The 13639-nt window shown below is 35.9% G+C and carries 13 protein-coding genes and 1 pseudogene; all 14 read left to right on the top strand.

What is annotated here, in order from left to right:
- Nucleotides 1-27 precede the first annotated feature (27 nt).
- Complete coding sequence (dnaN, locus tag FOA33_RS00065) at nucleotides 28-1164, top strand: DNA polymerase III subunit beta (RefSeq protein WP_213988670.1); 1137 nt, start codon at nucleotides 28-30, stop codon at nucleotides 1162-1164.
- A gap of 64 nt (nucleotides 1165-1228) precedes the next feature.
- On the top strand, nucleotides 1229-1423 hold the full coding sequence (locus tag FOA33_RS00060; RefSeq protein WP_000285178.1) for a DUF951 domain-containing protein: 195 nt from the start codon (nucleotides 1229-1231) through the stop codon (nucleotides 1421-1423).
- Between the two features lie 84 nt (nucleotides 1424-1507).
- Entirely contained in the window at nucleotides 1508-2623 is a 1116-nt protein-coding gene (ychF, locus tag FOA33_RS00055; RefSeq protein WP_001218700.1) for a redox-regulated ATPase YchF, read from the top strand.
- A 73-nt stretch (nucleotides 2624-2696) separates the two neighbouring features.
- Nucleotides 2697-3266, top strand: a complete 570-nt coding sequence (pth, locus tag FOA33_RS00050; RefSeq protein ID WP_084938528.1) for an aminoacyl-tRNA hydrolase — start codon at nucleotides 2697-2699, stop codon at nucleotides 3264-3266.
- Nucleotides 3267-6770, top strand: a complete 3504-nt coding sequence (gene mfd, locus FOA33_RS00045; RefSeq protein ID WP_221160242.1) for a transcription-repair coupling factor — start codon at nucleotides 3267-3269, stop codon at nucleotides 6768-6770.
- 57 nt (nucleotides 6771-6827) lie between these two features.
- Nucleotides 6828-7094 carry an RNA-binding S4 domain-containing protein gene (locus tag FOA33_RS00040; RefSeq protein ID WP_001234975.1) on the top strand — a complete coding sequence of 89 codons (267 nt, stop codon included), beginning with the start codon at nucleotides 6828-6830 and terminating at the stop codon, nucleotides 7092-7094.
- Nucleotides 7087-7455, top strand: coding sequence for a septum formation initiator family protein (locus tag FOA33_RS00035; RefSeq protein ID WP_221160241.1), 369 nt, complete (start codon nucleotides 7087-7089; stop codon nucleotides 7453-7455). The genes FOA33_RS00040 and FOA33_RS00035 overlap by 8 nt, the downstream gene beginning before the upstream one ends.
- A gap of 4 nt (nucleotides 7456-7459) precedes the next feature.
- Nucleotides 7460-7582 (top strand): SP_0009 family protein, encoded by a 123-nt coding sequence (locus FOA33_RS09150; RefSeq protein WP_000429343.1) that lies wholly within the window; start codon nucleotides 7460-7462, stop codon nucleotides 7580-7582.
- On the top strand, nucleotides 7575-8843 hold the full coding sequence (locus FOA33_RS00030) for a serine hydrolase (protein WP_221160240.1): 1269 nt from the start codon (nucleotides 7575-7577) through the stop codon (nucleotides 8841-8843). The genes FOA33_RS09150 and FOA33_RS00030 overlap by 8 nt, the downstream gene beginning before the upstream one ends.
- Complete coding sequence (tilS, locus tag FOA33_RS00025; RefSeq protein WP_221160239.1) at nucleotides 8840-10117, top strand: tRNA lysidine(34) synthetase TilS; 1278 nt, start codon at nucleotides 8840-8842, stop codon at nucleotides 10115-10117. Before FOA33_RS00030 ends, tilS begins: the two co-directional genes overlap by 4 nt.
- Before the next feature lie 4 nt (nucleotides 10118-10121).
- Nucleotides 10122-10664, top strand: a complete 543-nt coding sequence (gene hpt / locus FOA33_RS00020) for a hypoxanthine phosphoribosyltransferase (protein ID WP_221160238.1) — start codon at nucleotides 10122-10124, stop codon at nucleotides 10662-10664.
- Nucleotides 10665-10679: 15 nt separating this feature from the next.
- Nucleotides 10680-12638, top strand: coding sequence for an ATP-dependent zinc metalloprotease FtsH (gene ftsH, locus FOA33_RS00015; protein WP_000744587.1), 1959 nt, complete (start codon nucleotides 10680-10682; stop codon nucleotides 12636-12638).
- Between the two features lie 39 nt (nucleotides 12639-12677).
- Nucleotides 12678-12924: pseudogene (locus FOA33_RS00010) on the top strand (23S rRNA (uracil(1939)-C(5))-methyltransferase RlmD); the annotation flags it as partial.
- Nucleotides 12925-13046: 122 nt separating this feature from the next.
- Nucleotides 13047-13639: hypothetical protein (locus FOA33_RS00005; protein WP_221160237.1), on the top strand; the 593-nt coding region annotated here is incomplete at its 3' end.

The raw sequence follows: 13639 nt of genomic DNA, 5'->3' as shown, positions 1-13639 counted from the left end.
ATACTAAAAATAAATAAAGGAGAATCCATGATTCATTTTTCAATTAATAAAAATTTATTTCTACAAGCCTTAAATACCACAAAAAGAGCAATAAGCTCTAAAAATGCTATTCCAATTTTATCAACAATCAAAATTGACGTTACCAATGAAGGAATTACTTTAATTGGATCAAATGGGCAAATCTCCATTGAAAATTTCATTTCTCAAAAGAATGAAGATGCTGGTCTTTTGATTACTTCATTAGGTTCGATTCTTCTTGAAGCCTCTTTCTTTATCAATGTTGTATCCAGTCTTCCAGATGTAACGCTAGATTTCAAAGAGATTGAACAAAAACAAATTGTCTTAACCAGTGGCAAATCAGAAATTACTCTAAAAGGAAAAGATAGCGAACAGTACCCACGAATCCAAGAAATTTCTGCAAGCACACCTTTGGTTCTTGAAACCAAACTACTCAAGAAAATTATCAATGAAACAGCATTTGCTGCAAGTACGCAAGAAAGTCGTCCAATCTTAACAGGTGTTCATTTTGTATTGAGCCAACACAAGGAACTAAAAACAGTTGCGACAGACTCACACCGTCTTAGCCAGAAGAAATTGACTCTTGAAAAAAATTGTGATGATTTCGATGTAGTAATTCCTAGTCGTTCTCTACGCGAATTTTCAGCGGTATTTACAGATGATATTGAAACTGTAGAGATTTTCTTTGCAAATAATCAAATCCTCTTTAGAAGCGAAAATATTAGCTTCTACACTCGTCTCCTAGAAGGTAATTATCCTGATACAGATCGTTTGATTCCAACAGACTTTAATACTACAATTACTTTTGATGTGGTTAATTTGCGTCAATCTATGGAGCGTGCTCGTCTCTTATCAAGTGCGACTCAAAATGGTACTGTGAAGCTTGAAATTAAAGGTGGAGTTGTTAGCGCCCATGTTCACTCTCCAGAAGTTGGTAAAGTAAACGAAGAAATCGATACGGAGCAGGTGACTGGGGATGATTTAACTATTAGTTTTAACCCAACTTACTTGATTGATTCCCTCAAGGCTTTAAATAGCGAAAAGGTAACTATTAGCTTTATCTCAGCTGTTCGTCCATTTACTCTTGTGCCAGCAGATACTGACGAAGATTTCATGCAGCTGATTACACCCGTTCGTACAAATTAAGTAAAAGAGGTTGAGCCTGGCTCGCCTCTTTTATGATATAATCGAAAAAGAAAAGGAGAATAGTATGTATCAAGTTGGAAATTTTGTTGAGATGAAAAAGCCTCATGCTTGCATAATCAAATCAACAGGAAAAAAAGCTAATCGTTGGGAAATCACTCGTGTAGGGGCAGATATCAAAATCAAATGTAGCAATTGTGACCACCTTGTCATGATGAGTCGCTATGATTTTGAACGAAAAATGAATAAGATTATTGACTAAGAACCCTTAGTTAGAGGGTTAGCAAGTTTTCCCTTTTTGTGTTATAATGTTAGGGATTGAAATGAGAACGGAGAATGAGAAACTATGGCTTTAACAGCAGGTATCGTTGGTTTGCCAAACGTTGGTAAATCAACCCTTTTTAATGCAATTACAAAAGCAGGAGCAGAGGCGGCAAACTACCCATTTGCGACTATTGATCCAAATGTTGGGATGGTAGAAGTTCCAGATGAACGCCTACAAAAGCTAACGGAAATGATTACTCCTAAAAAGACAGTTCCAACAACCTTTGAATTTACAGATATTGCAGGGATTGTAAAAGGAGCATCAAAAGGAGAAGGTTTAGGAAATAAATTCTTGGCCAATATCCGTGAAGTAGACGCGATTGTTCACGTAGTTCGTGCTTTTGATGATGAAAATGTTATGCGTGAGCAAGGACGTGAAGACGCCTTTGTGGATCCACTTGCAGATATTGATACCATTAACCTGGAGTTGATTCTTGCTGACTTAGAATCAGTTAATAAACGCTATGCGCGTGTAGAAAAGATGGCACGTACGCAAAAAGATAAAGAATCAGTAGCGGAGTTTAACGTTCTTCAAAAAATTAAACCAGTCCTTGAAGATGGAAAATCAGCTCGTACCATTGAATTCACAGATGAGGAACAAAAGGTTGTCAAAGGTCTCTTCCTTTTAACCACTAAACCAGTTCTTTATGTTGCCAATGTGGATGAGGATGTAGTTTCAGATCCAGATTCTATCGATTATGTGAAGCAAATTCGTGAATTCGCAGCGACAGAAAATGCTGAAGTGGTAGTTATTTCTGCGCGTGCTGAAGAAGAAATTTCTGAGTTAGACGATGAAGATAAGCAAGAATTTCTTGAAGCACTTGGCTTGACAGAATCAGGCGTTGATAAATTGACTCGAGCTGCTTACCATCTACTAGGACTCGGAACTTACTTTACAGCTGGTGAAAAAGAAGTCCGTGCTTGGACCTTTAAGCGAGGGATGAAAGCTCCTCAAGCAGCTGGTATTATCCACTCAGACTTTGAAAAAGGCTTTATTCGTGCAGTAACCATGTCATATGAGGATCTAGTGAAATACGGATCTGAAAAGGCTGTAAAAGAAGCTGGACGCTTACGTGAAGAAGGAAAAGAATATATCGTTCAAGATGGCGATATCATGGAATTCCGCTTTAATGTTTAATAACATTTAATAAATAGTGTCAATTAGGTTGGAAAAAAAATTCCAACCCTTTTGGCTTTTGAAAGGAAAATAAATGACTAAATTACTTGTTGGATTAGGAAATCCAGGGGATAAATATTTTGAAACAAAGCACAATGTTGGTTTTATGTTGATTGACCAATTAGCTAAAAAACAAAATGTCACCTTTACACATGATAAGATATTTCAAGCTGACCTAGCATCTTTTTTTCTTAATGGTGAAAAAATTTATCTTGTCAAACCAACGACGTTTATGAATGAAAGCGGGAAAGCTGTTCATGCTTTATTGACTTACTATGGTTTGGATATTGAAGATTTACTCGTTATTTACGACGACCTTGACATGGAAGTTGGAAAAATTCGTTTAAGAGCAAAGGGCTCAGCAGGTGGTCATAATGGCATCAAGTCTATTATTCAACATATAGGGACTCAGATCTTTAATCGTGTTAAGATCGGAATCGGAAGACCTAAAAATGGAATGTCAGTTGTTCACCATGTTTTAAGTAAGTTTGATCAGGATGACTATGTAGGTATTTTACAGTCAATTGACAAGGTTGACGATGCTGTAAATTACTATTTGCAAGAAAAAAACTTTGAGAAAACAATGCAGAGGTATAATGGCTAAATGGTGACTTTATTAGATTTATTCTCAGAAAATGATCAGATAAAAAAATGGCATCAAAATCTGATAGATAAGAAAAGACAACTAATACTTGGTTTATCAACGTCTACTAAGGCTCTTGCAATTGCAAGCAGTCTAGAAAAAGAAAATAAGATTGTGTTACTGACTTCAACTTATGGAGAAGCAGAACGAATTATCAGTGATCTTCTTTCTCTCTTAGGAGAGGAACTTGTCTATCCTTTTTTGGTCGATGACTCTCCTATGGTAGAGTTTTTGATGTCTTCGCAAGAAAAAATCATTTCTCGGGTTGAAGCTTTACGTTTTTTGAGTGATCCGTCTAAGAAAGGGATTTTAGTTTGTAATATCGCAGCGAGTCGGTTGATTTTACCCTCTCCGGCTAGATTTAAAGAAAGTATTATAAAAATTGCAGTTGGCGAAGAATATGACCAACACGAGCTACTTCACCGGTTAAAGGAAATAGGCTATCGCAAAGTTACTCAAGTACAGACACAAGGTGAATTTAGTATTCGAGGAGATATTTTAGATATTTTTGAGATGTCTCAGTTAGAACCTTTCCGAATCGAGTTTTTTGGTGATGAAGTAGATGGCATTCGTACTTTTGAAGTCGAAACACAATTATCAAAAGAAAATCAGACAGAACTCACCATCTTTCCAGCTAGTGATATACTTTTGAGAGAAAAGGATTATCAACGAGGTCAGTCAGCTTTAGAAAAGCAAATTTCGAAGACCTTATCACCAATTTTAAAATCATATTTGGAAGGGATTTTATCAAGTTTTCATCAAAAACAAGTACATTCAGATAGTCGAAAGTTTTTGTCTTTATGTTACGATAAAACATGGACTATATTTGATTATATTGAAAAAGATACACCAGTATTCTTTGATGACTATCAAAAATTGATGAATCAATATGAAACCTTTGAAAGAGAATTAGCGCAATACTTTACAGAAGATTTACAGGATGGTAAATCATTTTCTGGGATGCAGTATTTTGCAGATACAGAGCAAACCTATAAGAAACAAAGTCCAGTTACCTTTTTCTCCAATCTGCAAAAGGGTTTAGGAAATCTCAAGTTTGATCACATTTTTCAATTTAATCAATATCCTATGCAGGAGTTTTTCAATCAGTTTTCTTTTCTTAAAGAAGAAATTGAGCGATATAAAAAAATGGACTACACTATTATCTTGCAGTCTAGCAATTCAATGGGAAGTAAAACATTGGAGGATGTTTTAGAAAAATATCAGATTAAACTGGATTCCAGAGATAAGTCAAGTATCTGTAAAGAATCTGTAAACTTGATTGAGGGTAATCTAAGACATGGTTTTCATTTTGTAGATGAAAAAATTCTGTTGATTACTGAACATGAGATTTTTCAAAAGAAATTAAAACGTCGTTTTAGAAGACAACATGCTTCGAACGCAGAGCGATTAAAAGATTATAATGAACTTGAAAAAGGGGACTACGTTGTTCACCATATCCATGGAATTGGTCAATATCTAGGCATTGAAACAATTGAAATCAAAGGGATTCACCGAGATTATGTTAGTGTTCAATATCAAAATGGGGATCAAATCTCCATCCCAGTTGAGCAGATTCAGTTACTGTCAAAATATGTTTCAAGTGATGGTAAAGCGCCAAAACTTAATAAATTAAATGATGGTCATTTCAAAAAGGCCAAGCAAAAAGTTAAGAACCAGGTAGAGGATATAGCTGACGATTTAATCAAACTTTATTCTGAGCGTAGTCAGTTGAAGGGTTTTGCTTTCTCAGCTGATGATGATGACCAACATGCTTTTGATGAAGCTTTCCCTTATGTTGAAACGGATGATCAACTTCGTAGTATTGAGGAAATCAAGAGAGATATGCAGGATTCTCACCCCATGGATCGACTTTTAGTTGGGGATGTTGGTTTTGGGAAGACTGAAGTTGCCATGCGTGCAGCCTTTAAGGCAGTCAATGATCACAAACAGGTGGTCGTTCTAGTTCCGACGACGGTTTTAGCGCAACAACACTATACAAATTTTAAAGAGAGATTCCAAAATTTTGCAGTTAATATTGATGTGTTGAGTCGCTTTAGAAGTAAAAAAGAGCAGGCAGAGACACTTGAAAAATTAAAGAATGGTCAAGTCGATATCTTGATTGGAACGCATCGTGTTCTATCAAAAGATGTTGTGTTTTCAGATTTGGGCTTGATGATTATTGATGAAGAGCAACGATTTGGTGTCAAGCATAAGGAAACATTGAAAGAACTGAAGAAACAAGTGGATGTCCTAACCTTGACAGCTACGCCAATTCCTCGTACACTCCATATGTCTATGTTGGGAATCCGAGATTTGTCTGTTATTGAAACACCTCCGACTAATCGCTATCCAGTACAAACCTATGTATTAGAGAAGAATCCTAGTGTGATTCGTGATGCTGTTTTGCGTGAAATGGAGCGCGGTGGTCAAGTTTACTATCTTTACAACAAAGTTGACACTATTGATCGGAAGGTTTCAGAATTACAAGAGTTGATTCCAGAAGCTTCGATTGGTTATGTTCACGGACAAATGAGTGAAATTCAGTTAGAAAACACTCTATTGGACTTTATTGAGGGTCAGTATGATATTTTGGTGACAACTACCATAATTGAAACAGGTGTTGACATTCCAAACGCCAATACCTTATTTATTGAAAATGCAGATCATATGGGCTTGTCAACCTTGTATCAATTAAGAGGAAGAGTTGGTCGGAGCAATCGCATTGCCTATGCCTATCTTATGTATCGTCCAGAAAAATCAATCAGTGAAGTCTCTGAAAAGAGATTAGAAGCGATCAAAGGATTTACAGAATTGGGATCTGGATTTAAGATTGCTATGCGAGATCTTTCAATTCGTGGAGCAGGAAACCTCTTAGGAAAATCTCAATCGGGCTTCATTGATTCTGTTGGTTTTGAATTGTATTCTCAGTTACTAGAAGAAGCTATTGCTAAACGCAGTGGCAATGAGAACACAAGAACTAAAGGAAATGCTGAGTTGATTTTAAAAATTGATGCTTATCTTCCTGATACTTATATTTCTGACCAACGACATAAGATTGAAATTTACAAGAAAATTCGTCAAATTGACAACCGTGTCAACTATGAAGAATTACAGGAAGAATTGATGGACCGCTTTGGAGAATATCCAGATGTAGTGGCCTATCTTTTAGAGATTGGATTAGTCAAATCATACTTGGATAAGGTATTTGTAGAACGTGTGGAAAGAAAAGACAATAAGATTACAGTTCAATTTGAAAAAATCACTCAGCGACTGTTCTTGGCTCAAGATTATTTTAAAGCCTTATCTGCAACCAACTTAAAAGCAGCTATAGCGGAGAATAGAGGACTAATGGAAGTTGTATTTGATGTCCGAAACAAGAAGGATTATGAAATTTTAGAAGGTTTGCTGATTTTTGGAGAAAGTTTACTAGAGATAAAAGAATCAAAGGAAGCTAATTCTATTTGACGTTTTTCTTCTATAAAAGGGATAAAAATGGTACAATAATAATTTGAGGTAATAAAAATGAGATTAGACAAGTATTTAAAAGTATCACGAATTATTAAACGTCGTACAGTCGCAAAGGAAGTAGCAGATAAAGGTAGAATCAAGGTAAATGGAATTTTGGCCAAAAGTTCAACGGATTTGAAAGTTGATGACCAAGTTGAAATTCGCTTTGGAAATAAGTTGTTGCTTGTTAAAGTACTAGAGATGAAAGATAGTACAAAAAAAGAAGATGCAGCAGGCATGTATGAAATTCTCAGTGAAACACGGGTAGAAGAAAATGTCTAAAAATATTGTACAGATGAATAATTCTTTTATTCAAAATGAACACCAACGTCGTCGTTACCTGATGAAGGAGAGACAAAAACGAAATCGTTTTATGGGTTGGGTCCTTATTTTGATGATCTTGTTGTTTATTTTACCAACTTATAACTTGGCTCAAAGCTATAATCAGTTACTGCAACGTCGTCAGCAATTGACAGAGTTGAAAGAACAATATCAAACTCTCAGTGATGAAAAGGATAAGGAATCCGCTTTTGCTACAAAGTTGAAAGACGAAGACTATGTAGCAAAATATGCACGCGCCAAGTACTATTACTCAAAGAAACGAGAAGCGATTTACACCATTCCTGATTTGCTTCCGAGGTAATGTCATGGAAAATTTATTGGAAGTTGTTGAGCAATTTTTAAGTTTATCAGATGAAAAATTAGAGGAATTGGCAGCTAAAAACCATTTATTACGATTACAAGAAGAAAGGGAAGAGAAGAATGCGTAAGTTCTTAGTAGTTTTATTGCTACCTGCTTTTATCATAACCTCAAGAGTAGTTAGCACAGAAAAACAGCTTCCTTACTCTTCGCAAGAAATTTATTATCTAACCGAGTCTGACTATGGATTCTACTATAAAGAAACTTTGAAAACCCCAATGGTATATGGAGAAACAACTGTCTATGCTAATGAGGACCTTGTCAAGGAATCTGGTAAATTAACTCCTGAAACTTCCTTTAAAATAGTAGAATGGCGTTTAAATAGACAAGGCGTTCCTGTTTTTAAATTAGACAATCATCAGTTTATCGTTGCAGATAAGCGTTTAGTCTATGACCAAAGTCAAGTTCAAACTCAAAATAAACAAGCATGGTTAGAGCCAGAGTTTGTTATCTATAACAGCCCCTATGATGCGAAAGAAATTTCTTCATCTCTCTCTCCCTATCAACTTGTAACGGTGGATAGAACCCTCTTTGCTGAGGGACAAGAATTTCTTCATATTGATCAAGTTGGTTGGGTATCAAAAAATTTCGTCTCAGAAGAGGACAATCGTATCCAGAAGGTTCAAGAAATCTTATCAAACAACTATCAGAATGAAAATTATTCTATTTATGTTAAACAACTGACTACGGGTAAAGAGGCTGGGGTGAATGAAGACAGCAAACTCTATGCAGCTAGCATCTTGAAACTAGCCTACCTTTATTATGCTCAAGATAAGATAAATCAAGGGGAATATACGCTAGACAGTAGCTTCAAGTATATCACAGAAGTAAATAGTTTCCCTGGGTCCTATAAACCAGAAGGTAGTGGTAGCTTACCTAAAAAAGAAGATAACAAAGAATACAGTCTTCAACAGTTGATTACCAAGGTAACAAAAGAGTCTGACAATGTTGCTCATAATATTTTAGGTTATTATGTGACCAATCAATCTGACGGGGCTTTCAAAGAAAAAATGTCCACCATTATGGGTGAAGATTGGGATGTGAATGACAAATTGACTTCTTCAAAAATGGCTGGAAAACTTATGGAAGCTATTTATAATCAGAATGGTTTTGTCCTAGAGTCTCTAGGTAAGACCGATTTTGACAACCAACGAATCGCAAAAGGTGTTTCGGTTAAGGTAGCTCATAAAATTGGAGATGCCGACGAGTTTAAACATGACACTGCCATTGTCTATACGGATTCTCCTTTCGTTCTTTCTATTTTCACCAAAAATTCTGATTATGACACTATTGCTAAGATAGCTAAGGATGTCTATGAGGTTCTAAAATGAGGGAACGGAATTTTTTAAATCATTTTCTCCAAAAAGAGTATTTCAAAAAACATTCTAAAGTCTTATTGGCTCTGTCTGGCGGACTGGATTCAATGTTTTTATTCCAACTATTGTCTACTTACCAAAAAGAGTTGGAAATTGAGTTGATTTTAGCACATGTAAATCATAAGCAGAGAAGTGAGTCTGACTGGGAGGAAAATGAACTAAGGAAGTTAGCTGATGCAGCTGAACTTCCTATTTATATCACAAGTTTTTCAGGAGACTTTTCAGAAGCGCGTGCTCGAGAGTTTCGTTATGATTTTTTTAGGAAAATCATGAAAGAGGTTGGAGCAACTGCCTTGGTTACTGCCCATCATGCAGATGATCAGGTTGAAACGATTTTGATGCGCTTGATTCGAGGAAGTCGGCTACGTCATTTAACAGGAATAAAAGGAAGCCAAGTAGTTGATGATATTGAAATCCTCCGTCCCTTATTGCATTTTCATAAAAAGGATTTTTCAACAATTTTTCATTTCGAAGATCAAACAAATCAGGAAAGTACCTATTTTCGCAATCGCATTCGGAATAGGTATTTACCAGAACTTGAAAAAGAAAATCCTCGTTTTAAATCCGCCCTTTTAGATTTAGGAAGGGAAATTTCAGATTACCAAGCAACAATAACGGAGCTTTCTAAACAAATTGATGTGGAAGATTTGAATGAGCTATTTTCATACTCTCAACAAACTCAAGGAATCTTGCTCCAGAACTATCTTAATCAATTTCCAGACTTAAATCTGACAAAGGCTCAGTTTGCTGAAGTTCGACAGATTTTAGCAACTAAAAGCCAGTATCGTCATTCTCTTAAAAATGGCTATGAATTGATAAAAGAGTATCAGAATTTTCGAGTTTGCAAAATCAGTCCACAGGCCGATGAAAAGGAAGATGAACTTGTGTTACACTATCAAAATCAAGTTCGATATATGGGTTATTTATTTTCCTTTGGTATTCCTATTGAAGGGGATTTTGTTCAAAAAGTAACGGTTTCACGGGAAACATCTGTACATATTAGATGTCGAAAACCTGGCGATGTTATTATCCTGAATGGTCATCGAAAGAAACTGAGACGTTTATTTATAGATTTGAAACTCCCTATTGAAAAACGAAAAACAACCCCTATTATTGAGCAATTTGGAGAAATTGTCTCAATTTTAGGAATTGCGACCAGTGATTTGAGTAAAAACACGAAAAATGATATAATGAACACTGTAATTTATATAGAAAAAATAGATAGGTAAAAAGATGTTAGAACACGATATTGAAAAAATCCTCGTTTCACATGATGAAATTACAGAAGCAGCTAAAAAGCTAGGTGCACAATTAACAAAAGAATATGAGGGGAAAAATCCAATTCTTATTGGAATTCTGAAAGGATCGATTCCTTTTATGGCTGAATTGGTCAAACATATTGATACGCATATTGAGATGGACTTCATGATGGTATCTAGTTACCATGGTGGAACAGCAAGTAGTGGTGTCATCAATATCAAGCAAGATGTGACTCAAGATATCAAAGGAAGACATGTTTTATTTGTAGAGGATATCATCGATACAGGTCAAACTTTGAAAAATTTGCGAGATATGTTTATTGCAAGAGAAGCAGCTTCTGTTAAAATCGCGACTTTGTTGGACAAACCAGATGGACGTGTTGTTGAAATTGAAGCGGATTATACTTGTTTTACTATTCCAAATGAGTTTGTAGTAGGTTATGGTCTGGATTATAAAGAAAATTATCGTAACCTTCCTTATGTCGGAGTATTGAAAGAAGAAGTTTATTCAAATTAGAAAGATCTATCTTTAATGAAAAAACAAAATAATGGTTTAGTTAGAAATCCATTTCTCTACTTGTTAATTATCTTCTTCCTAGTGACAGGATTCCAGTATTTTTACTCTGGAAATACTGCTGGACGAAGCGAAAAAATTAACTATACAGAACTGGTAAAAGAAATTACAGCAGACAATGTAAAAGAATTAACCTATCAGCCAAATGGTAGCATCATTGAAGTGTCTGGTGTTTATAAAAATCCTAAGACTAGCAAAGAAGAAACAGGAATTCAATTTTTCACTCCTACAGCTACAACAGTAGAAAGATTCTCAAGTACTATTCTTCCGTCTGATTCAACAGTTTCAGAATTGCAAAAACTTGCTTCTGAACATCAGGCAGAAGTAACAGTCAAACATGAGAGTTCAAGCGGTATGTGGATCAATATCCTTGTCTCTGTTGTGCCATTTGCTATTCTTTTCTTCTTCCTATTCTCTATGATGGGAAATATGGGAGGAAATAGTGGCCGAAATCCAATGAGTTTTGGACGTAGTAAGGCCAAAGCTGCAAACAAAGAAGATATCAAGGTACGATTCTCAGATGTTGCGGGTGCTGAGGAAGAGAAACAAGAATTAGTAGAAGTTGTTGAATTCCTAAAAGACCCAAAACGATTTACAAAACTTGGTGCGCGTATTCCTGCGGGTGTTCTTTTGGAGGGACCTCCGGGAACAGGTAAGACCTTACTTGCTAAGGCAGTTGCTGGAGAAGCAGGGGTTCCGTTCTTTAGTATCTCAGGATCTGACTTTGTAGAAATGTTTGTCGGAGTTGGTGCAAGTCGTGTTCGTTCTCTTTTTGAGGATGCAAAAAAAGCAGCGCCAGCTATCATCTTTATCGATGAAATTGATGCTGTTGGTCGCCAACGTGGTGTCGGCCTCGGTGGAGGAAATGATGAACGTGAGCAAACTTTGAACCAACTCCTGATTGAGATGGATGGTTTTGAGGGAAATGAAGGAATCATCGTTATCGCTGCAACTAACCGTTCAGATGTTCTTGATCCAGCTCTTCTCCGCCCAGGACGTTTCGATAGAAAAGTCTTAGTTGGCCGTCCTGATGTTAAAGGTCGTGAAGCAATCTTGAAAGTTCACGCTAAAAATAAACCTCTGGCAGACGATGTTGATTTGAAACTGGTTGCCCAACAAACCCCAGGCTTTGTGGGAGCTGACTTAGAAAATGTTCTAAACGAGGCAGCCTTGGTTGCAGCCCGTCGAAACAAATCAATCATTGATGCTTCAGATATTGATGAGGCAGAGGACAGAGTGATTGCTGGACCATCTAAGAAGGATAAAACAGTATCACAAAGAGAACGTGAGTTGGTTGCCTACCACGAGGCTGGACATACCATTGTTGGTTTAGTCTTGTCAAATGCCCGTGTTGTTCATAAAGTTACCATTGTACCACGTGGACGTGCAGGTGGCTACATGATTGCACTTCCGAAAGAGGATCAAATGCTTCTATCTAAAGAAGACATGAAAGAGCAATTGGCAGGTTTGATGGGTGGTCGTGTAGCTGAAGAGATTATCTTTAATGTCCAAACGACAGGAGCTTCAAATGACTTTGAACAAGCTACACAGATGGCTCGTGCAATGGTCACTGAATACGGTATGAGTGAAAAACTTGGCCCAGTTCAATACGAAGGTAATCATGCTATGTTTGGTGCACAAAGTCCTCAAAAATCAATTTCAGAACAAACAGCCTATGAGATTGATGAGGAAGTTCGTTCATTATTAAATGAGGCACGAAATAAAGCAGCTGAAATTATCCAATCAAATCGTGAGACACACAAATTGATTGCAGAAGCATTGTTGAAATATGAAACATTGGATAGTACACAGATTAAATCTCTTTATGAAACAGGAAAAATGCCTGAGACAGTGGAAGAGGAATCTCATGCACTATCTTATGATGAAGTAAAATCAAAAATGAGTGAAGAAAAATAAATTTAGAGAGGTTTGACCTCTCTTTTTATGTTCTAATGTGATGGTTACCGAGCAGATGCTCTGATAGTCGACCCCCCCTCGGACAGGTTTAGACGACAAATTATTAGGTACAATCTTAGCCTATGTACCAGAAAAAATGATTTATGTATCCTGCAATGTTTCGACCTTAGCTCGAGATTTAGTTAAACTAGTAAAAGTTTATGATCTCCAGTATATCCAGTCAGTTGATATGTTTCCCCACACTGCACGAACAGAAGCAGTTGTGAAGTTGGTTAAAAAAAGATAGGATCGCTAAGACATAAAAAACAAACAAGATACGAATCAAAGCAAAAAAAGTATAACGGATAATTAAATAGTATAGGAAAAATTTATTATATAGAAGTGATAGAGCACAGAGGAGTAAGCTAAATGTCATTAAAAGAAAATCTAAATAAATATGACTATTTAAAAGAAATTTGCAAATTCTCAGATTTAACAAATGTAAACATAGAACAATTGATAAAAGGGGTGTCAAATGACGAAAAAAAATTGTGGGCAATGTTTGCTAGGAAAAGAAGAGGCTTGAATAACGATAATTCTGATTTGGCACAGATTTGCGTACAAGTTGGGAGTAGTATTAACATATACTCTGAGTTAAGAAGAATATTAAGATGTATGATTTCTGAACCAAAAAAAGAAAAAGTTTCTACAGAATTCACGGTTGATGCATATATGTTTACTACATTCATGGATAAAGACAGTATCAAGTACAGATCTATTTATAATGAATTCGAAGATTTTATTATTTATGAAATTATTGCTGAAAAATACTTAGCTAATATAGATTATGGAGACTATTATAAAATCAACTATTTGGAAGTGAAATTTGCGCTTGAACATCGTGCTTATTTATGGAATCCAGCCCCATCAACATATGGAAATAAAGAACGAGAAATACTCGCAACTTTTAAAACAAGAAAAGAGAACAAAGAGAAAGAAGTTGAAAATTTTTTTGTAGAATG

The sequence above is a fragment of the Streptococcus cristatus genome (assembly GCF_019685515.1).
Classification (GTDB): domain Bacteria; phylum Bacillota; class Bacilli; order Lactobacillales; family Streptococcaceae; genus Streptococcus.
The sequence above is the reverse complement of the archived record's forward strand: the minus strand, read 5'-3'. Positions and strand labels throughout refer to the sequence as shown.